This window comes from Proluteimonas luteida (assembly GCF_021191695.1).
Taxonomy (GTDB): domain Bacteria; phylum Pseudomonadota; class Gammaproteobacteria; order Xanthomonadales; family Xanthomonadaceae; genus Luteimonas; species Luteimonas luteida.
The window spans coordinates 35,650-54,174 of the sequence record NZ_JAIWPT010000008.1; the positions used below are offsets into that span (position 1 = coordinate 35,650).

Below are 18,525 nucleotides of genomic sequence, written 5' to 3' on the forward strand. Positions count from 1 at the left end.
GCATTCAGGCCGGCAGCACCTCCAGCGCGGTCGGGATGCCGGCGCGCCGGCGTGCGCCGAGCACCATCTCCGAGGTCCACTGCGCCAGCAGCGCGCTGTAGATGCGGCGGTGGGTGACGCTGGTCAGGGCGTGGTCGGCGCCTTCGAGCACGCGATAGGTCATCGAGTGCGCGCGCCGGAATGCGCCCATGTAGCTGACGATGGTCGCGTGCGGCACGCGTTCGTCGTGTTCGGATTCGACCAGCAGCACGTCGCCGGTGAACGCGGTGCAGGCGCCGAGCGCGCGGTTGTCCTCCGGTGGCTGGACGACGCCGCGGTAGCGCAGCAGGTCGACGTGGTCGAGGCTGCCCTTGGGGATGTCCCAGTGCTCGTCGCGGTACAGCGCCGGCACCCGCAGCGCCAGCCAGCGCACCTTGCGCATCGCGGCGAGCATGCAGGCCAGATACCCGCCGTAGCTGGAACCCACGACCATGATCGCCGAGGTGTCGACTTCGGGATGCGCGGCCAGCCGGTCGTAGGCGGACAGCACGTCCTCGAGGTTGTGCGCGCGGGTGGTGTCGGCGCGCAGGCCGGTCAGGTCGCCGTGGCCGCGCATGTCGAAGGTCAGGCAGATGCAGCCCAGCGCGGCGATCTCGCGGGCGCGGATCAGGTCGCGCTTCTGGCTGCCGTTCCAGCCGTGCACGAACAGCACGCCGGGCATGCGCGTCGACGGCGCGGCGAAGGTCGCGGCCAGGCGCTGGTCGTCGACGTCGATGGTGATGGGACGGCTACGCATCTGGGTCCTCCGTGCAGCGGGTGAATTTGCGGATGCGGCCGGCGCGCGGGTCGTCGGCGTCCAGCAGCAGCGTGGCATCGGCCGGCGCGTCGCCGTTTCCGAAGACCTCGATGACCTCGCTGCGCACCGCCTGCAGCGACGGGTCGGCCGCGAACGCCTCCAGCGCGACGACTTCGGCCGGGCTGGCGCCGCCCAGTCGCCACGACTGCTCCAGCACGCCGGAGCACCAGTTGCCCTGGCTGTCGATGCCCTGGGCGACGTCGTAGTTGCTGCGCGAGAGCACGATGCCGGGATATTCCTGCAGCGCCGCATGCTCGTAGCTGCGCGCCTGGCCGATCGCCATGCGCACGTGCGGGTCGTCCTCGCGCGCGAGCAGCGCGTCGAAGCCGCCACGGACCACGTGCATCGCCGTGCCGCCGTAGACCTCGGCGCCGCGGTTGTTGGCGGTCAGCCGCTGGGTGCCGTAGTAGGTGGCGACCAGCGTGCCGACGCGCAGCAGGCCGATGCTGCAGGTCACCACCTCGGTCAGGTTCTCCTCCAGAACGAGGCCGTCGCGGGCGAGGGCGGCGGCATCGAACTGCGCCAGCGCGTGCCCGACCCCGGCCATGTCGTCGGCGACCACCTGGCCCATGCCGCCGCGCGCGTGCACCGGCTTGAGCCGCAGCGGGCCGTAGTCGAGCAGCCGGCGCGCGGCCTCGCGGGCGTCGTCGGCGTCGAATACGGTGTAGCCGCGCAGCACCGCGAGCCGGGTATGGTCGCGGAACCGCGGCGACCACGCCGACGGCGCCCGCGCATGCGGCCTGACCAGCGGCTGGGTGATCGCCTTGGTCGCCATGAAACCGTCGGGCACCAGGCCACCGAAGAAGTCCTGCGGGCTGCCGATGCCGAGCCGCCGCGCGGCGTCGGCGCCGATCAGGGTATCGGTCGGCACCAGGTAGGGCTGCCGCTGCGCATGCCGCACAGGATCGTGATGGCCCTCGAACGGCAATCCCTGCAATGCGGCGAGCCGCCGCGCGACGATCACGCAGCTTTCGATCTCGTAATCGCATTCCTGCTCGCGACCGGGGACGTGGACGACCACCACCGGGCGTGGCGGGACATCGCGATTCGCATCGTGGACGGGTGGGTCCTGGCGGCCCGGGTCGGGCCCCCGCACGGTTGTGGGCATGCATGCGCTCCTTGGGTTGGATGGCATCGCACATTCCTCCCGGAGGGCCCTTCTTGCGGCGACCGCTCCACGTGCACCCAGACGCTAGCACGCGGCAGTGGTCGCGGTGTCGATACCGCCGTCGCGTTTCCGCGACGCGTCCGCATGTGCCCGCGACATGGCTGAACGCCGTTAGTTGCGGCCTCACGCGCAGCGGACAGCCGCCTCACCCCGCCACGTGCATGGTGGGCGTTCAGACCAGACATGAAGTGGAGCAAGCCCCGATGAGCAAGCATGACCATGACAATGCGAAGAACGCCGGTCGCGACCTGAATCGCGATCCGATCACCAAGACGCCGGGCGCGCACCCGGTTGGCGTGGGCGTCGGCGGCATTGCCGGCGGCGCGGCGGCCGGCGCCGCGGCGGGCACGGTCTTCGGCCCCGTCGGCACGCTGATCGGCGCCGCTGTCGGCGTGGTCGCGGGCGCGGCGATCGGCAAGGGCGTCGCCGAACGCATCGACCCCACCGGCGAGATCGAGTATTGGCGCGAGGCGCACAGCGGGCGTCCCTACGTCAAGCCCGATCACGACTACGACCGCGACTACGCGCCGGCCTACGGTTTCGGCCTGCAGGCGCGCGAGGCCGACCGCACCCGCGACTGGGGCAAGTCGGAACCCGAGCTGCAGCGCGAATGGGAAGCCACGCGCGGCGAGTCGCGTCTGGAATGGGAAGACGCCCGCGACGCCGTACGCGACGCCTGGGACCGGGCCGACCGCACCTACGAGACCTACGAACGCAGCGACGCGTACCACGCCGACGCGTTCGAGCGCGCCGACTATCGCGATGCCGAGGCGCGGTTCGAGGACTATCGGCCGGCCTACCGCTACGGCACGCATGCCCGTACCCGGCACGCCGACCGCGAGTGGGACGATGCGCTGGAAGCCGAGCTGGCGCGGGACTGGGACTCGCGTCGCGGCGATTCGCAGCTGACGTGGGACCGTGCCAAGGCCGCGGTGCAGGATGCCTACATCTCGCACGACCACTACAGCGGCGGCAACTACACCCGCGACAACAGCGGACGCGACGACCAGGACAGGTTCCGCGTCGGCTGAATGCGACGGCTGGACAACGACCATCGACGGAGCCGCAACGCGGCTCCGTTTTTTCTGTGTCCTGTTCTTCAGGTTGTTCTCCAAGCGGCGGGACGGGACGCTTCGCGCCATCGTGTTCGGCCCGGACCGCCGGGTCGAGACCCGGCCTACGTCCCTGCAAGGGTTTGACGTTTCCGGCAGTTGGCCTTGAGCCCTCTCCCGCGTGCGGGAGAGGGGCTGGGGTGAGGGCGTGGTAGGAGGGGCGCGACGATCAGGATTTGGCAACGAGGGCGTTGCCAGCTTCAGATGGCACCCGGTTTGATTGCCCCCTTGGAGGGGTTCGGCATTAACGTCCCCGGCTTGCCGGGGGATACTTACTTCGGATCGTGGGCGCGCGAACCCCGCGCATCACCCCTTGCCCGGCAGTTCCACCAGCGGCGTGAAACCGCCGAAAATCATCCGCTTGCCGTCGAATGGCATCGGATTCTTCTCCGGATCCATGCGCGGGTCGCTGCCGTCCATCATCTTCGCGAACGCGGCGTCGCGCGTGGCCTTGTCCGGCCATTCGATCCACGAGAACACCACCGTCTCGTCGTCCTTGGCCTGGACCGCCTTGCGGAAATCGGTGAGCTTGCCGTCGGGCACGTCGTCGGCCCAGCATTCGAGAACGCGCGTGGCGCCGAGCTCCATGAAGAACGCGTCGCCGAGATTGGCGTGGTCGGTGAACTTCTGCTTGTTCGCCGTCGGTACGGCGAACACGAAACCATCGATGTAGGTCATTGCATTGCTCCTGTCGGGAAGATCCCGCATGCGAAAGGGGCGCCGGCAGCTGTCCGGCGCGGACGCGGCGGCCGCCGTCTGGCCTGCACGCCGCTCCTGCCTGACGACGAACCGGCGGGGCGGAATTCGACATCGGTCGACGAGGTATACCCCCGTGCCAGGGAAAGCCGGGTCAGCGCGGCCTGTTCAGCCGGCATGCCCGCCGTGGTGATGGCCCCCGCGCCGATACCGGCACCTCCCACCAGGCCAGCCGCGGGAACCGCCACCGCCACGCCCGTCATCGCACCGCGACACGCAGACAGACGAGAATGAAGCCGATGACCAGTCCGACCGCCCGCCCCCGCGCCACGCTGTACCGCATGGTGATGCCCGGCCACATCTGCCCCTATGGCCGCAAGGCGCGTTACCTGTTGCGGCGCAAGGGCTTCGAGGTCGAGGACCATTGGCTGACCACGCGCGAGGAGGTGGATGCCTTCAAGGCCGGGCACGGCGTCAAGACCACGCCACAGACGTTCATCGACGGGGCGCGCATCGGCGGCTACGACGACCTGCGCCGGTACCTGGGGCTGACCGTGCGCGACCCGAAGGCGACGTCGTACCGGCCGGTCGTGGCGTTGTTCTCGATGACCGCGCTGATGGCGCTGGCACTGTCGCATGCGGCGTTCGGCACGCCGCTGACGGCACGCACGGCCGAGTGGTTCGTCGGCCTGAGCATGTGCGTGCTGGCGCTGCTGAAACTGCAGGACGTCGAAAGCTTCTCCAGCATGTTCCTCAACTACGACCTGCTGGCGCAGCGCTGGGTGCCGTACGCCTACCTGTATCCCTTTGCCGAGGGACTGGCGGGCGTGCTGATGGTCGCCGGCGCATTGACCTGGCTGTCGGTGCCGCTGGCATTGACGATCGGCGGCATCGGTGCGGTGTCGGTGTTCAAGGCGGTCTACATCGACCGGCGCGAGCTCAAGTGCGCCTGCGTCGGCGGTGGCAGCAACGTGCCCCTCGGCTTCGTGTCGCTGACCGAGAACCTGATGATGGTGGCGATGGCGGTGTGGATGCTGGTCGCGCCGTGGGTGCTGCCGGGCGCGCACGCGGTGGCGTAGCGCGCCCGACCGGTGCTCGCCGCGCTAGTCGATCCGGAATTCCCCGACGAATGCGGTCTGGCGCGCTTCCTGCAGGCGCAGCGTGACCCGCTTGTCCTGCTGCGCCGGGGTGCCGAAACCGGTGCTCAGCCACACCTGCAGCGTGGTCGCGCCGGTGACCAGTTGCTGGTGGTCGCCGAAGAAGTTCGCCTCCACCCGGTAGACGCCGGGCTTGGCATCGCGCAATGCGAATTCCTCCGGACCGTAGCCGCGGGTGTAGTCGGGCGACATGCGCCCGCCCTGGCGGGTCAGCCGGTTGCCGTAGTAGGCCTTTTCGCCGTCGGGGTCGGTGACCCACAGGTCCATGTCGCTGTTGTCGCTGTCCCAGCTCAGCACCACGCGCAGGTCCAGCGGCAGGTTGCGCAGCAGGCGCGGGTCGATCGCACGGGTATCCAGGCCGTCGGGCGTGGTCGCCACCAGTGCATTGAGTTCCGCCAGCGCGGTCTGTTCGATCTCGGCGAAGCGTCCGTTCCAGTCGCCCAGCACCACGTCGTGGAGCAGGTCGAGCGCACGCTGGCGGTCGCCGGTCGCAGCCGCAGCAAGCGCCAGGTCGCGGTGGCTCTGTGGTTCCTCGTCGCGCATCGCCAGCACCTGTTCGAGCAGCGGCAGCGCAAGGTCGGCGCGGTCGGCCTCCATCAGGCGATAGGCCAGCACGCGCAGGATGTGCGGGTTGTCGAGGTCGAGTTCGGAGAGGTTCGACAGCACCCGCAGCGCAAGCTCGGTCTGGCCGCCGTGCAACAGCACGTCGGCGGCGTCGAGGTAGAACGCGGTGCCCTGCGCATCCGCGTCGGCGTCGCGTTCGTCGAGATAGCGCGCATAGACCTGGGCCGGCGGGGCCTGGCGCAGGCGCCGTGCGCCGGGCGCGTCTGACTGCCAGGGCCGCAGGCGGATGCTGGCGCCCGTGGGCGCGGTGTCGTCCGCACCTGCGTCGGTTGCGGTCATCGGGGCCTGCGGCATCAGCGTCGCGGCCGCCTGTCGCCGCAGCGTCCGGGACGGGGCGGAGGCAGGCGCAGGCGCAGGCGGCGCGCGGGTTGCCAGTTCCGCGTGTTCCGCATGCGTGGACGGGACCGTGCCGGAGGCCGCCCCCGGTGCGGACAACGCGGGTGCGGGCGGTGGCGCGTCCTTGGGGAACCTGCGTTCCCACCACGCGATGCGCGCCTGCCATGCGCTGGCCACCGCCTCGATGCGCGCTTCGCGGTCGCGTGCGCGGGTGGCGATGCCGGCCGCGCGCAGGCGCGCGACTTCCTCGAGCAATGCGGGCGGGGCGGGGATGTCGAAGCGCGCATAGTCGACCGCGCGTTCGAGCACCAGCAGAGATGTTTCCGGCGTGACGATGCCGAAGCGCTGGCCCAGCGCGGCGATGCGCGCGCGGTTGCCGGCCGGATCGGCCTGCAGCTGCGCCAGCGAGAAGCGCGCCCATTGCAGCGCGGCCAGTCCGGTCGCCGGCGTGTCGTCGCCGATGTCGAGCGTGATCGGCGGCGCGGGCCGCGCCCCGGCCTGCTGCAGTTCCAGGGTGACCCGCGCCCGCGCCTCGGTCAGCCGGCCGGCGACGCGCAGCATGCCGGCCTCGGGATACGGCGACGCGGCCACCAGATCCGCCACGCCGATGCCGTGCATGCGCTGCAGCCGCGCCGGCTGCTGCAACAGCGCGGCGCGCGCCGTGTCCAGGTCCGCGCTGTCGCGCAGCAGGATCGCGCGTCCGTTGCGCGCGTCGGCCAGGGCCGTGAGACGGGTACTGTCGCCGGCAACGCCGGCCTGGATGGCGAACAGCCGTTGCGAGGGCGCGAAGTCCGGAAACGCCGCGGCACCGTAGTTGAACAGACCATCGCCGAACAGCAGGAACTCGGGCGTGGCCGGGTCCGGCGTCCAGCCGCCGGCTGCGGTGGCGCCGTCGTAGACGGTGGCTTCCAGTTCTGCGCGCAGGGCCTGCCAGTCGCCGCCCGCGACATGGAACACGCCGGCGGACTCGGGAACGTCGCGCAGCCGCAGCAGTTGCACCTCGATGTCGCCTGCGGCGCGGAAGTATGCGTCGAGCAGGGCGAACTCCAGCGCGTGCGCGCGGCGTGCGCCGGACATCGAACTGTCCCAAAGCAAACCGACGCGCGCGGGCAGCGCGCGCGGCCGGCTCGATTCGGGCACCGGGACTTCGGCGACGAACCAGCTGCCGTCCTCGCGCAGCTCCCGCTGCACGGCAGGCGTGCGGCCGGCGGGCAGTTGCAGGGTTGCGACGCCGGCATCGGCGATGCTGCGCGCAGGCAGCCGGAAATGATGGGCGCCGTCGCGGCCGCGGCGACCGGAGACCGGTTGCAGCAGGCCGGCCAGGCGCGGCGTGCCCGGTCCGCGCACCGTGACGTCCAGCATCGGCAGGCTGCGCGCGAACTGCAGCGGCAATGCCGCGGCGACGTGGTGCCCGTCGTGCTGCAGCGGCGCCAGCAGCACGATGCGCACGCGACGGCTGCCGTGCGCCGGGAAGGGGTAGATCCGCAGCCGGAAGAAGTCGCCCGCGGCGTGCTCCAGCAATCCCGGGTCGATGCCCTCGCGCACGATCGATTCGAACACCTCGCGGCCGCGCGCTTTGGGCACCGGCACCGCGTCGCGCAGCGTACCGTCGATGTCCAGCGCAAAGCCGACCACCTGCTGGCCCGGCGGCAACGGGAACTGCAGGTTGCCTTCTCGCACCCGCCCGGCGGGATTGCGGAAAGTCATGTCGATCGTGGTGCGGACCACGCCGGCCCCGGTTTCGATGGTCATCGTTGCCGCGTCCAGCGCGACCGGCGCGCCATCGTCGGCGATCACCAGCGGTGGCGCGGCGAGCGCCGGCACGTCGAGGGGCGGCTGCCGGCGGGCGGACAGGGGGGCGGGCAGCAGCAGCGCGGCGCAGGCCAGCGCGATCAGCAGACGGTGCATCGTGGGTGTCCCGGATTGGTGTCGCTGCGTCGAACGGGCCGTGGGGCGCAACGGGGTTGCCGCCGCGCGATGCGTGCCCCGGGACGCCGGTCCGGCGCCGGAGAACGACGGGGGAAGACGCGCGCCCCGGTGCCGGCGCCTGCTTCACGGGGGTATCCAGCTTGATCGGCGGGCATCCGCCGCCACATCATCGGCATCCACGACCCATCGGAGCATCGACACCATGAGCGGACAGGGTTCTGCCGGCAACGTCATCGCCGCGATCTGCAGCTTCATCGTTCCCGGCCTCGGCCAGCTGGTGCAGGGGCGCCTGCTGTCGGCGATCCTGTGGTTCCTGGTCGCCTGCATCGCCGGCGCGCTGACCTGGGTGCTGACGCTGTCGCTGTTTCCGTTCGGCTGGTTCGTCGTCAGCGTGTTCGCGTGCATCAACGCGGCGCTGTACCGGCGCGCGGGCTGACGGGCCCTACAGCCGGTTCACCCGGAACCTGCGCCCCTTGATCCTGCCGGCGCGCAGCCCGGCGAGCGCCTGGTCGGCGTGGCGGCGGGCGATGGCGACATAGCTGCGGGTGGCGAAGATGCCGATCTTCCCGACCGCATCGCCGGGCAGGCCGGCATCGCCGGTCAGCGCGCCGACGATGTCGCCGGGGCGCAGCTTGTCGCCGCGGCCGGCGTCGATGCGCAGCGTGACCATCGCCGCGGGCGGCACGTCCGCCGCCCTGCCCGACAGGGGCAGCAGTTTCTCCCAGCGCAGCGGCGCGCCCAGGCGTTCCTCGATCGCATGCGCGCGCGGCAGTTCGCGCGGGCTGCACAGGCTCAGCGCCAGACCGTCGCGACCGGCGCGCCCGGTGCGGCCGATGCGGTGCAGGTAGGTGTCGACGTCGGTCGGCAGCTCGTAGTTGACGACCGCGCCGATGTCGTCGACGTCGAGCCCGCGCGCGGCGACGTCGCTGGCCACCAGCACGCTGCAGCTGCGGTTGGCGAAACGCACCAGCACCTCGTCGCGGTCGCGCTGTTCCATGTCGCCGTGCAGCGCCAGCGCGTCGAATCCGTAGTGCTGCAGCGAGCCCGCGACCTCGTCGGCGTCGCGGCGCATGTTGCAGAACACCACGCACGACACCGGCCGGTAGCGCAGCAGCAGCGCGGCCAGCAGCGGCATGCGGCGCGTGGGCTCGACCTCGAAGAAGTGCTGGGCGATCGTCGACGCGCGGCTGGCCTCGTCGATGCTGACCTCGACCGGATCGCGCAGCATCGCGGTGGCGAGCTTGCGGATCGGGTCGGGGAACGTCGCCGAGAACAGCAGGCCCTGGCGATCCTTCGGCACGCGCTTGACGATGTCGCGGATCGCGTCCTCGAAGCCCATGTCGAGCATGCGGTCGGCCTCGTCCAGCACCAGCACCCGCACGCCGCCGAGCTGCAGGGCACCGTCCTTCGCCAGTTCCTGGATGCGGCCGGGCGTGCCGACGACGACATGCGGCGCATGCGCCAGCGAGGCGAGCTGCGGCCCCAGCGGGATGCCGCCGCACAGCACCGAGACCTTGAGGTTGGGGACCGCGACCGCGAGCCGGCGCAGCTGGCCGCCGACCTGGTCGGCGAGTTCGCGGGTCGGGCACAGCACCAGCGCCTGGGTACGCACCGCGGTCGCGTCGATGTCGCGCAGCAGGCCGAGCCCGAAGGTCGCGGTCTTGCCGCTGCCGGTCGGTGCCTGGGCGATGACGTTGCGGCCGGCGAGGATTGCCGGCAGCGCCTGCGCCTGCACCGGCGTCATGGCGGTGTAGCCGAGTGCGTCGATGCCCTGCAGCAGCGCGGGCGGAAGGGAGAGGGTGGCGAACGTAGCGGGGCTGGTCATTCCGCCATGATCGCAGCATCGGGCATGCGGCGCCCGTTTGGCCGGTCATCAGACAACGGCAACGGAGACGGGCCGGCGTCGGCGCATGCTGCCGGGAGCCTGTGCAGGGCGCCCGCCCCGATCCCGCGTAGGTCGGCCCCGCGCGGCCGACGTGCCCGGCGGCCGGATTCGAGAGATGTCATGGGGGCGGTCCCAGCGGGCTGACCGCGCATACCGGCGTCGGGGGCGTTGCCCCGACCTGCGATCGAGGAATTTCGGGAGCCGGAAAGATCCGTTTTTCGCCGTGTTACGGGGTCGTGTTACGGCCCGGAAAAGACGTCCCGGTTCAGCCGCGCGTCGCGGCCGTTGCGTTGTCGCCGCCTTGCCAGACGGCGTGCACCGCGGCGCGCACGTCGCGCCAGGCATGGAGCCGGGCATCGAACTCCCACGAGCTGCGCAGCACCGGTTCGATCTCCTCCCACGAGCGGCCCGGATAGGACGCGCGCGCATTGCGGCCGAGTGCGATCACGAGATTGCGGTCGGGTTCGATATTGCGCATGGCGGTCCGGATACGTGCTTGGAATTCGGACGCGCAGGGTACGTCGCTTTCCGTTGTATTCCGGTGAAACGGATGCGCGATATTGATGACATTTTCGATGCGTGCGATGACACGATCGCATGACGCGCATTCATCGCCGTAGCGCAGCGCGGCCATGGCAACGTGCGCGCGGCCACGAGAGGTACGCGCATGGTCGCAACGCAGTCAGAACAGGGCCCACAGCACCTGCAGCAGGCCCCACAGCGAGACCAGCCAGATCGCCGAGCGCAGGTAGGGAATGCCGATCGCGTAGACCGGCAGATACGCCACGCGCGCCCAGAAGTAGAGTTGCGCGCCGAGCGCGGTGTCGGCGCCGCCGCGGTCGCTGAACACGACCGCCAGCACCGCGGCGGCGAAGAACGGAAAGGTCTCGAGGAAATTGCGGCTGGCGGCCGCGGTGCGCACGGCGACGCCGGTCAGCGGCGCGGCGTCGCCGTCCCGGTTGCCTGCGTTCCAGCCGATGCCGCGTTGCCACGTCGCGCAGCCGGCAGCGACCAGCACATGGACCAGCCCGAGTGCGATGGACCAGGCCAGCATCTGCAGTTCGAGCGGGAATTCGGGCGGCATCGCGGTGGTCTCCGGGGGATTGGCTGATGGACGCGCGGGCGGTCAGAGGTCGAGAGTGGATCGAACGCCGTAGCAAAAGCATCGTCGGGCGTTCGGCGGCAGTCGCAGGCGGGTAAATGACGCTCGGCTTCTCAGTCCGCGAGCGCCTTCTCGATCGCGGCGTTGAAGGCCGGAATGTCGTCGGGCTTGCGGCTGGTGATGATGTTGCCATCGACGACGACCTCGGCGTCCTCCCACTGGCCGCCGGCGTTGGCCAGGTCGGTCTTCAGCGACGGCCACGACGTGACCTTGCGGCCCTTGGCCAGTCCGGCCTCGACCAGCAGCCATGGCCCGTGGCAGATCGCCGCGACCGGCTTGCCGGACTTGCCGACGGCCTGGATGAAGGCGACTGCGTCGGGGTTGCGTCGCAGGGTGTCGGGATTGATGACGCCACCGGGCAGCACCAGCGCGTCGTAGCTGGCGGCGTCGGCGTCGGCCAGCGCGAGGTCGGCATCGACCGGGTCGCCCCAGTTCTTGTCCTTCCAGCCGCGGATCGACTTGCCGTCCGGGCTGATGACCTGGACCGTGGCGCCGGCCTGGCGCAGCGCGGCCAGCGGCTTTTCCAGTTCCGACTGCTCGAAGCCGTCGGAGGCGAGGATCGCGATCTTCCTGCCGTTGAGGTTCGACATGGTGGATGTCCTGCAGATGGGGAAGCGTCGAGGCTAGGCGTCCGCGCGTTGGAGCGCGGTGAAGCGGTCGGCACGTGGCCGATGCCCGCCGTCCAGTCTCGTCCCGTGAGACGCCTCGCGGGCACAGTCGCGCCCCGTTTTCCCTGCGCCGGAGCCGACCCTGAACGCGATCCTCAAACCCGTGCAGGCGCTGGCGACGACCGGCGGCGGCACCACGCTGGCGACGAAGCTGGCCGCCAAGTACCCGGGGCGCGTGACCGGCAACCTGCTGCTGCCGGGCCAGGAAGGCCGCTATGCCCCGATGCCCGGCGACGTGCCCGAGGCGCTGGCGAACGCGCTGCGCGCACGTGGCATCGAGCGGCTCTACAGCCACCAGGCGCAGGCCTGGGCCGCGACGCAGGCCGGCCGCCACGTCGTCGTCGCCACGCCGACCGCATCCGGCAAGTCGCTGTGCTACACGCTGCCGGTGCTCTCGGCGGCAATTTCCTCGCGCAGTAAAGCCTTGTACCTGTTTCCGACCAAGGCGCTGGCGCAGGACCAGGTGGCCGAACTGCTGGAACTCAACAACGCCGGACAGCTGGGCCTGCGCGCGGCGACGTTCGACGGCGACACGCCCGGCGACGCGCGCCAGGCGATCCGGGTCAACGGCGACATCGTCGTCAGCAACCCCGACATGCTGCACCAGGCGATCCTGCCGCATCACACCAAATGGGCGCAGTTCTTCGAGAACCTGCGCTACGTCGTCATCGACGAGATCCACACCTACCGCGGCGTGTTCGGCTCGCACGTGGCCAACGTGATCCGCCGGCTCAAGCGCGTGTGCGCGTTCTACGGCATCGCGCCGCAGTTCATCCTGTGCTCGGCGACGATCGGCAATGCGCGCGCGCACGGCCGCGCGCTGATCGAGGCGCCGGACGATGCCATCGAGGCGATCGAGGACGGCGGCGCGCCGCGCGGCGACAAGCACATCCTGCTGTGGAACCCGCCGGTGGTGAACCCGGACCTAGGCCTGCGCGCGTCGGCGCGTTCGCAGTCCAACCGCATCGCGCGGCTGGCGATCCGCTCCGGGCTCAAGACCCTGGTGTTCTGCCAGACCCGGCTGATGGTCGAGGTGCTGACCAAGTACCTGAAGGAGGTCTTCGACCACGACCCGCGCAAGCCGCGGCGCATCCGCGCCTATCGCGGCGGCTACCTGCCGACCGAGCGCCGCGCCGCCGAGCGCGACATGCGCGCGGGCGCCATCGACGGCATCGTCAGCACCTCGGCACTCGAGCTCGGGGTCGACATCGGCAGCCTCGACGTGGTCGTGCTCAACGGCTATCCGGGCAGCATCTCGGCGACCTGGCAGCGCTTCGGCCGCGCCGGGCGCCGGCAGCAGCCGTCGGTCGGCGTACTGGTCGCCAGCTCCGAGCCGATGGACCAGTACGTGGTGCGCCACCCGGAATTCTTCGCCGACGCCAATCCCGAGCACGCCCGGATCGAGCCCGACCAGCCGCTGATCCTGCTCGACCACATCCGTTGCGCGGCGTTCGAGCTGCCGTTCGTCGACGGCGACGGTTTCGGCCCGGTCGCGCCGGCGCCGTGGCTCGAGGTGCTGGCCGAGTCCGGCGTGCTGCACCACGAGGGCGACCGCTGGGAGTGGATCGCCGACAGCTACCCGGCGCAGGCGGTGAACCTGCGCTCGGTCGCCGACGGCAACTTCGTCGTCGTCGACCGTACCGACGGCCGCCAGACGATCATCGCCGAGGTCGATTACTCGGCCGCCGCGCTGACGCTGTACGAGGGCGCGATCCACATGATCCAGTCCGAGCCGTTCCAGGTGGAGCGCCTCGACTGGGAGGGCCGCAAGGCCTACGTCACCCGCACCCGCGTCGACTACTACACCGACGCGATCGACTACACCAAGCTGAAAGTGCTGGACGACGCCGAGCAGGCCGATGCCGGGCAGGGCAGCGCGCACCTGGGCGAGGTGCATGTCGTGCGGCGCGTGTCGGGCTACAAGAAGATCCGCTTCCACACCCACGAGAACATCGGCTACGGCCCGGTCAACCTGCCCGACCAGGAGCTGCACACCAGCGCGGTCTGGTGGCAGCTGCCGCAGGCCGCGCTGGACGCCGCGTTCGACGCCAGGCACGAGGCGCTCGATGGCTTCCTCGGCGCGTCGTACGCGCTGCACCTGGTCGCGCAGGTCGCGGTGATGGCCGAGAGCCGCGACCTGCAGAAGGCGGTCGGCAGCGGCGACGGCAGCTGGTTCGCCACCGCCGACACCCGCGGCCGCGGCCAGTTGCGGGACGGCGACGGCGCCAGCACCCCGATCGAACTGCTGGGCCGGTTCGCGCCGACGCTGTATCTCTACGACAACTATCCCGGCGGCGTCGGCCTGTCGGCGCCGCTGTACGAGCGGCGCGACGAACTGCTGGCGCAGGCGGCCGCGCTGATCGACGGCTGCAGCTGTCGCGCCGGCTGCCCGGCCTGCGTCGGGCCGATCCTCGCCGCCGAGGAAGCGCAGCAGCAGACCCCGAAACAACTCGCCGCGCGCGTCATCGCACTGCTGGCCGCGGCATGAGCGGGCTTGCCAAGCGGCTCGGCCTGCTGCGCGCGCAGGCGGGTACGACGACGACCGTCCCGACACCAGCCCAGCCACTCGGTGTAGGTCGGGGCCATGTCCCCGACGCTCCTGCATGCCGGGAAATGTCGTGTCGGGGGCGTGGCCCCGACCTACGGGTTTCAGGCCGGATCGGCACATCGGCCGATGCCGGCCGCTCGCCGGAGGAAGTCGTCGCCCAGTTGCGCAAGCTGATGCGCCTGCGCGTCCCGGTCGCGCAGCGCGTCGTCGGCCCTGTCGACCGCGTGCTGCCGGGCGAGGAGATCGCGCCGGGCCTGCGCTACCTGGAACAGTGGACGCCGTGGCCGCATGACGACGACGTGCTGTCGCTGCACGACATCCGCCACGACACCGCGCGTCGCGCCGACCTGCTGGCGTTCGACACCGAGACCACCGGTCTTGCCGGCGGCACCGGCACGCGCGCCTTCATGATCGGCGCCGCCGATTTCCGGGATGGCGGCCTGCGCCTGCGCCAGCTGTGCATGACCACGCTCGGCGCCGAGGGCGCGATGCTGCGCACCTTCGCCGGCTGGCTGTCGCCGGCGACGGTGCTGGTCAGCTACAACGGTCGCAGCTACGACCGGCCGCTGCTGTCCACGCGCTACCGGCTTGCGCGGCTGCGCGATCCGCTGCCCGAGCTGCGTCACGTCGACCTGCTGCACCCGGTGCGCCGGCGCTACCGCGGCGTCTGGGCCAACTGCAGGCTCGCGACGGTGGAGCGCGAACTGCTCGGCGTGCTGCGCGAGGACGACCTGCCCGGCAGCGAGGCGCCGGGCGCATGGCTCGCCTACCTGCGCGGCGGTAGCGCCGACAAGCTGCGCCGCGTCGGCCTGCACAACGCGCAGGACCTGCGCAGCCTGTTCGGCGTGCTCGAGGCGATGCGCGACGAGGCATAGCGCCGGATCCGGTCCGCCGCGTTCCTGCCGCGACGTTCCGGGAAGGAAGCCCGTCCCGCGCGAAGAATCCCGGGATGTCGCGGGGCAACCGTCGCAAGGTGTTCACACGATCGGAATTGCGGCGATGTTTCAATCGGGCGGGCCGGTTGTCCCGAGTGCCGGGGGCAGTCGTCGCTTCCGCCCGCCAGCAACCCGGAGCCCCATGGACGCACGCGAACGGCGGCCTTCGCCGGCCGAAGCGGTACTTTCACGCGCGACCCTGCGTGCGCGCGATGCGTTCGCGATCACCATCGGCATCGTCGTCGGCGCGGGCATCTTCCGCACGCCGTCGTTGATCGCCGGCGCGTCGGGCAGCGAGTTGGTGATGTTGCTGGCGTGGGTCGCTGGCGGTGCGTTGTCGATCGTCGGGGCGCTGTGCTACGCGGAGCTGGCGACGACGTACCCGCAGGCCGGTGGCGACTACAACTACCTGCGCCGCGCGTACGGGCCGCGCCTAGGATTCCTGTTCGCATGGGCCCGGGTGTCGGTGATCCAGACCGGTTCGATCGCGCTGCTGTCGTTCATCGTCGGCGACTACATGGCGCAGCTGCTCGACATCGGCCCATGGTCGCCCGCGCTGTATGCGGCGATGGCGGTGGTCGCGCTGACCACGATCAACTGGATCGGCACCCGCCAGGGCACGGCGGTGCAGACCTGGCTGACCGTCGCCGAGATCGTCGGCGTGCTGGTCATCGTCGTCGCCGGCCTGCTGCTGGCGCCGCCCGACATCGCGCCGGTGCCGGGCAGCGGCGGCGACAGTGCGATCGGGCTGATCCTGGTGTTCGTGCTGTTGACCTACGGTGGCTGGAACGAGGCGGTCTATGTCACGTCCGAGGTTCGCGACGCGCGCAAGTGGATGCCGCGCGTGCTGGTGCTGAGCCTGATCGCGATCGCGGCGCTGTACGTGCTCGTGAACCTGGCCTACCTGCGCGTGCTCGGCCTCGGCGGCATGGCCGAGCATCACGCGGTCGCCGCCGAAGTCATGGGCCGCGTGTTCGGTCCCACCGGTGCGGTGCTGATGAGCGTGATCGTGGTCGCCGCGGCGTTGACCTCGGCCAACGCCACGCTGATCACCGGCGCGCGCAGCGTCTACGCGGTCGGGCGCGACTTTCCCGCGCTGGACTTCATCGGCCGCTGGGACGCGCGCAGCGGCACGCCGCGCGCCGCGATCCTGGCCCAGGGCGGACTGGCCCTGGCGCTGGTCGGGCTGGGCGCGTTCGCCCGCGATGGCTTCGAGGTCGCGGTCGAATACACCGCGCCGGTGTTCTGGCTGTTCTTCCTGCTGGTGGGGATTTCGCTGTTCGTGCTGCGTCGGCGCGATCCCGACCTGCCGAGGCCGTTCCGCGTGCCGCTGTTCCCGGTGCTGCCGCTGCTGTTCTGCGCCACCAGCGCGTATCTGCTGTACTCCAGCCTTGCCTACACGGGCCGCGGTGCGCTGGTCGGCGTCGCGGTGCTGGGCATCGGTGCGTTGCTGCTGCTGTGGTTCCAACCCGCCATCCGAAACGAGGAGTCGTTGCCATGAAGACATCGAAAGCCCTGATCGCCGCCGCCATCTGCGTCCCGTTGCTGCTTGCCTGTGCCGACCAGGCCGTCAACGCCTACGATGGCGAGGCGGCGGCCGCCGCGCCTGCCGACGACCTGGCGACCACGCCGACGGTCACCGCGGAGATCGGTCCCGATTCCCCGTTCGCCGAGGGCGCGCCGGCGCCGGCGCGCGAACCGGACGTCATCTACGTGCCGACGCCCGAGCCGGTGGTCGACGCGATGCTCAATCTGGCGAAGGTCGGCGAGGGCGACGTGCTCTACGACCTCGGGTCGGGCGACGGCCGCATCCCGATCGCGGCGGCCCAGCGTTTCGGCGTGCGCGGCGTCGGCATCGACATCAACCCGGTGCGGGTGCGCGAGGCCAACGCCAATGCCGAGCGCGCGGGCGTCACCGATCTGGTGACATTCAAGGAGGCGGACCTGTTCGAGTCCGACATCAGCGAGGCGACGGTGGTCACGCTGTACCTGCTGCAGAGCCTCAACGTGAAGCTGCGGCCGAAGCTGCTCGCGGAACTGCAGCCGGGTACGCGCATCGTCAGCCATGCCTTCGACATGGCCGGCCACTGGGAACCGGAGGCGACCGAGACCATCGACGGTACCCGCATCTTCCTGTGGACCGTGCCCGAACGCTGACCGTCTGCATGTGGCTGGTGCACGCGGCCCGCGTGTACCGGCCACCACCCGCGCGGGCCGGGCGCGGGGACATGCACGTCGTCCTCGTCCCGGCCGCATTGCCGCCGCATACTTGCCTGCGCTGGTCACACGAGTGACCGCACGAGACGGAGACCGACCGCATGCCAGCACGCGAACACCCCGCCTTTCGCCTCCCGTTCCCGGCACTGTGGCTTGCCGCCGCCACCGCTATCGCTGCGCTGCCCGTGGCGGCCCGCGATACGGCGCCCGCCTACGACGGCACGCTGTCGGCATTCGAGTATCCACATCCGCGGCGGCAGCATGCGTTCCAGTCGCAGGGGCAGGCCCTGTCGATGGCCTACATGGACGTGCGTCCCGATGCCGCACGCGACAACGGCCGCACCGCGGTGCTGCTGCACGGCAAGAACTTCTGCGGCGCGACCTGGGAGGCGACGATCGCCGTGCTGGTCGATGCCGGCTGGCGGGTGGTCGCGCCGGACCAGGTCGGTTTCTGCGCATCGACCAAGCCGCACGGCTACCAGTTCTCGTTCGCGCAGCTCGCCGACAACACCCACGGACTGCTGGCGGCGCTGGGCGTGCGGCAGGCAACGCTGATCGGCCATTCGATGGGCGGGATGCTGGCGACCCGCTACGCCCTGATGTATCCCGATGCGGTGTCGCAGCTGGTGCTGGTCAATCCGATCGGTCTCGAGGACTGGCAGGCTGAAGGCGTGCCCTATGCCACGATCGACCAGCTGGCCGAAGGCGAGCGCGGGACCACGTTCGACAGCATCAAGGCCTACCAGACGAAGTTCTACTACAACGGCCGCTGGGCCCCGGCCTACGACCGCTGGGTGATGATGCTGGCCGGCATGTACGCCGGACCGGACCGGGAGATCGTCGCGTGGAACCAGGCGCAGACCTCGGACATGGTGTTCACCCAGCCGGTCGTGCACGAGTTTCCGCGGCTGCGCGTGCCCACGCTGCTGCTGATCGGCGGCAAGGACCGCACCGCGCCCGGTGCCAACCGTGCGCCCGAGGCCATCGCACAGCGGCTGGGCGACTACCCGGTGCTGGGCCGGCGCGCGGCGGAAACGATCCCCGGTGCGAACCTGGTCGAGTTTCCCGCGCTCGGGCACTCGCCGCAGGTCGAGGCGCCGGAGGCGTTCCATGCCGCACTGCTGCGCGGACTCGAGGGCGGAGAATAGGCCTTGCGGCATCGCCCACCACCCGGCAGTGCGGCCGGCGGTGTTCATTCGGCATTCGACTGCGAATCCGGGCAAGCCCTACACTGGATCGCATTGCGGCCGGTG

16 protein-coding genes are annotated in these 18,525 nt (G+C 70.8%); 8 read left to right on the forward strand and 8 right to left on the reverse strand.

What is annotated here, in order from left to right:
- Window positions 1–4 precede the first annotated feature (4 nt).
- On the reverse strand, window positions 5–775 hold the full coding sequence (locus LDO26_RS08550) for an alpha/beta hydrolase family protein (protein ID WP_232130671.1): 771 nt from the start codon (window positions 773–775) through the stop codon (window positions 5–7).
- The gene (locus LDO26_RS08555) at window positions 768–1,943 is read right to left on the reverse strand and encodes a DUF3182 family protein (protein WP_232130672.1); all 1,176 of its coding nucleotides are present in this window, start codon (window positions 1,941–1,943) and stop codon (window positions 768–770) included. The genes LDO26_RS08550 and LDO26_RS08555 overlap by 8 nt, the downstream gene beginning before the upstream one ends.
- 263 nt (window positions 1,944–2,206) lie before the next feature.
- On the opposite strand from LDO26_RS08555, the gene LDO26_RS08560 reads away from it, so the two are divergent.
- Window positions 2,207–3,034, forward strand: a complete 828-nt coding sequence (locus LDO26_RS08560) for a hypothetical protein (protein WP_232130673.1) — start codon at window positions 2,207–2,209, stop codon at window positions 3,032–3,034.
- Between the two features lie 387 nt (window positions 3,035–3,421).
- Here LDO26_RS08560 and LDO26_RS08565 read toward each other — a convergent pair whose 3' ends face one another.
- The gene (locus LDO26_RS08565; protein WP_232130674.1) at window positions 3,422–3,793 is read right to left on the reverse strand and encodes a DUF1428 domain-containing protein; all 372 of its coding nucleotides are present in this window, start codon (window positions 3,791–3,793) and stop codon (window positions 3,422–3,424) included.
- Between the two features lie 317 nt (window positions 3,794–4,110).
- Here LDO26_RS08565 and LDO26_RS08570 point away from each other — a divergent pair, with 317 nt between their 5' ends.
- Window positions 4,111–4,890 carry a glutaredoxin family protein gene (locus tag LDO26_RS08570; RefSeq protein ID WP_232130675.1) on the forward strand — a complete coding sequence of 260 codons (780 nt, stop codon included), beginning with the start codon at window positions 4,111–4,113 and terminating at the stop codon, window positions 4,888–4,890.
- Between the two features lie 24 nt (window positions 4,891–4,914).
- On the opposite strand, the gene LDO26_RS08575 is transcribed toward LDO26_RS08570, so the two are convergent.
- Window positions 4,915–7,836: a DUF2135 domain-containing protein gene (locus LDO26_RS08575; protein WP_232130676.1), complete on the reverse strand. Its 2,922-nt coding sequence runs from the start codon at window positions 7,834–7,836 to the stop codon at window positions 4,915–4,917.
- A gap of 223 nt (window positions 7,837–8,059) precedes the next feature.
- Here LDO26_RS08575 and LDO26_RS08580 point away from each other — a divergent pair, with 223 nt between their 5' ends.
- On the forward strand, window positions 8,060–8,293 hold the full coding sequence (locus LDO26_RS08580) for a hypothetical protein (protein WP_232130677.1): 234 nt from the start codon (window positions 8,060–8,062) through the stop codon (window positions 8,291–8,293).
- A gap of 6 nt (window positions 8,294–8,299) precedes the next feature.
- On the opposite strand, the gene dbpA is transcribed toward LDO26_RS08580, so the two are convergent.
- From dbpA to LDO26_RS08600, 4 genes are all read right to left on the reverse strand, one after another.
- Window positions 8,300–9,682: an ATP-dependent RNA helicase DbpA gene (gene dbpA / locus LDO26_RS08585; RefSeq protein WP_232130678.1), complete on the reverse strand. Its 1,383-nt coding sequence runs from the start codon at window positions 9,680–9,682 to the stop codon at window positions 8,300–8,302.
- A 325-nt stretch (window positions 9,683–10,007) separates the two neighbouring features.
- Entirely contained in the window at window positions 10,008–10,376 is a 369-nt protein-coding gene (locus LDO26_RS08590; RefSeq protein WP_232130679.1) for a hypothetical protein, read from the reverse strand.
- Window positions 10,377–10,424: 48 nt separating this feature from the next.
- Complete coding sequence (locus LDO26_RS08595; RefSeq protein ID WP_232130680.1) at window positions 10,425–10,826, reverse strand: MAPEG family protein; 402 nt, start codon at window positions 10,824–10,826, stop codon at window positions 10,425–10,427.
- Between the two features lie 131 nt (window positions 10,827–10,957).
- Window positions 10,958–11,494, reverse strand: a complete 537-nt coding sequence (locus LDO26_RS08600) for a type 1 glutamine amidotransferase domain-containing protein (RefSeq protein ID WP_232130681.1) — start codon at window positions 11,492–11,494, stop codon at window positions 10,958–10,960.
- A gap of 181 nt (window positions 11,495–11,675) precedes the next feature.
- Between LDO26_RS08600 and LDO26_RS08605 the strand changes: the two genes are divergently transcribed.
- The 5 genes from LDO26_RS08605 (at window position 11,676) to LDO26_RS08625 (ending at window position 18,420) form a co-directional block, all read left to right on the forward strand.
- Entirely contained in the window at window positions 11,676–14,060 is a 2,385-nt protein-coding gene (locus LDO26_RS08605; protein WP_232130682.1) for a DEAD/DEAH box helicase, read from the forward strand.
- Between the two features lie 221 nt (window positions 14,061–14,281).
- Window positions 14,282–14,995 (forward strand): ribonuclease H-like domain-containing protein, encoded by a 714-nt coding sequence (locus LDO26_RS08610; protein WP_343226166.1) that lies wholly within the window; start codon window positions 14,282–14,284, stop codon window positions 14,993–14,995.
- Between the two features lie 202 nt (window positions 14,996–15,197).
- Window positions 15,198–16,556, forward strand: a complete 1,359-nt coding sequence (locus tag LDO26_RS08615; protein WP_232130683.1) for an APC family permease — start codon at window positions 15,198–15,200, stop codon at window positions 16,554–16,556.
- Entirely contained in the window at window positions 16,553–17,212 is a 660-nt protein-coding gene (locus tag LDO26_RS08620) for an SAM-dependent methyltransferase (protein WP_232130684.1), read from the forward strand. The genes LDO26_RS08615 and LDO26_RS08620 overlap by 4 nt, the downstream gene beginning before the upstream one ends.
- A gap of 161 nt (window positions 17,213–17,373) precedes the next feature.
- Window positions 17,374–18,420 (forward strand): alpha/beta fold hydrolase, encoded by a 1,047-nt coding sequence (locus LDO26_RS08625; protein WP_232130685.1) that lies wholly within the window; start codon window positions 17,374–17,376, stop codon window positions 18,418–18,420.
- Window positions 18,421–18,525 lie beyond the last annotated feature (105 nt).

Bases quoted from the DNA above. Each gene is read 5' to 3' on its own strand.
- LDO26_RS08550 (WP_232130671.1), bottom strand. From the start codon at position 775: ATGCGTAGCCGTCCCATCACCATCGACGTCGACGACCAGCGCCTGGCC.
- LDO26_RS08555 (WP_232130672.1), bottom strand. From the start codon at position 1,943: ATGCCCACAACCGTGCGGGGGCCCGACCCGGGCCGCCAGGACCCACCC.
- LDO26_RS08560 (WP_232130673.1), top strand. From the start codon at position 2,207: ATGAGCAAGCATGACCATGACAATGCGAAGAACGCCGGTCGCGACCTG.
- LDO26_RS08565 (WP_232130674.1), bottom strand. From the start codon at position 3,793: ATGACCTACATCGATGGTTTCGTGTTCGCCGTACCGACGGCGAACAAG.
- LDO26_RS08570 (WP_232130675.1), top strand. From the start codon at position 4,111: ATGACCAGTCCGACCGCCCGCCCCCGCGCCACGCTGTACCGCATGGTG.
- LDO26_RS08575 (WP_232130676.1), bottom strand. From the start codon at position 7,836: ATGCACCGTCTGCTGATCGCGCTGGCCTGCGCCGCGCTGCTGCTGCCC.
- LDO26_RS08580 (WP_232130677.1), top strand. From the start codon at position 8,060: ATGAGCGGACAGGGTTCTGCCGGCAACGTCATCGCCGCGATCTGCAGC.
- dbpA (WP_232130678.1), bottom strand. From the start codon at position 9,682: ATGACCAGCCCCGCTACGTTCGCCACCCTCTCCCTTCCGCCCGCGCTG.
- LDO26_RS08590 (WP_232130679.1), bottom strand. From the start codon at position 10,376: ATGGCCGCGCTGCGCTACGGCGATGAATGCGCGTCATGCGATCGTGTC.
- LDO26_RS08595 (WP_232130680.1), bottom strand. From the start codon at position 10,826: ATGCCGCCCGAATTCCCGCTCGAACTGCAGATGCTGGCCTGGTCCATC.
- LDO26_RS08600 (WP_232130681.1), bottom strand. From the start codon at position 11,494: ATGTCGAACCTCAACGGCAGGAAGATCGCGATCCTCGCCTCCGACGGC.
- LDO26_RS08615 (WP_232130683.1), top strand. From the start codon at position 15,198: ATGGACGCACGCGAACGGCGGCCTTCGCCGGCCGAAGCGGTACTTTCA.
- LDO26_RS08620 (WP_232130684.1), top strand. From the start codon at position 16,553: ATGAAGACATCGAAAGCCCTGATCGCCGCCGCCATCTGCGTCCCGTTG.
- LDO26_RS08625 (WP_232130685.1), top strand. From the start codon at position 17,374: ATGCCAGCACGCGAACACCCCGCCTTTCGCCTCCCGTTCCCGGCACTG.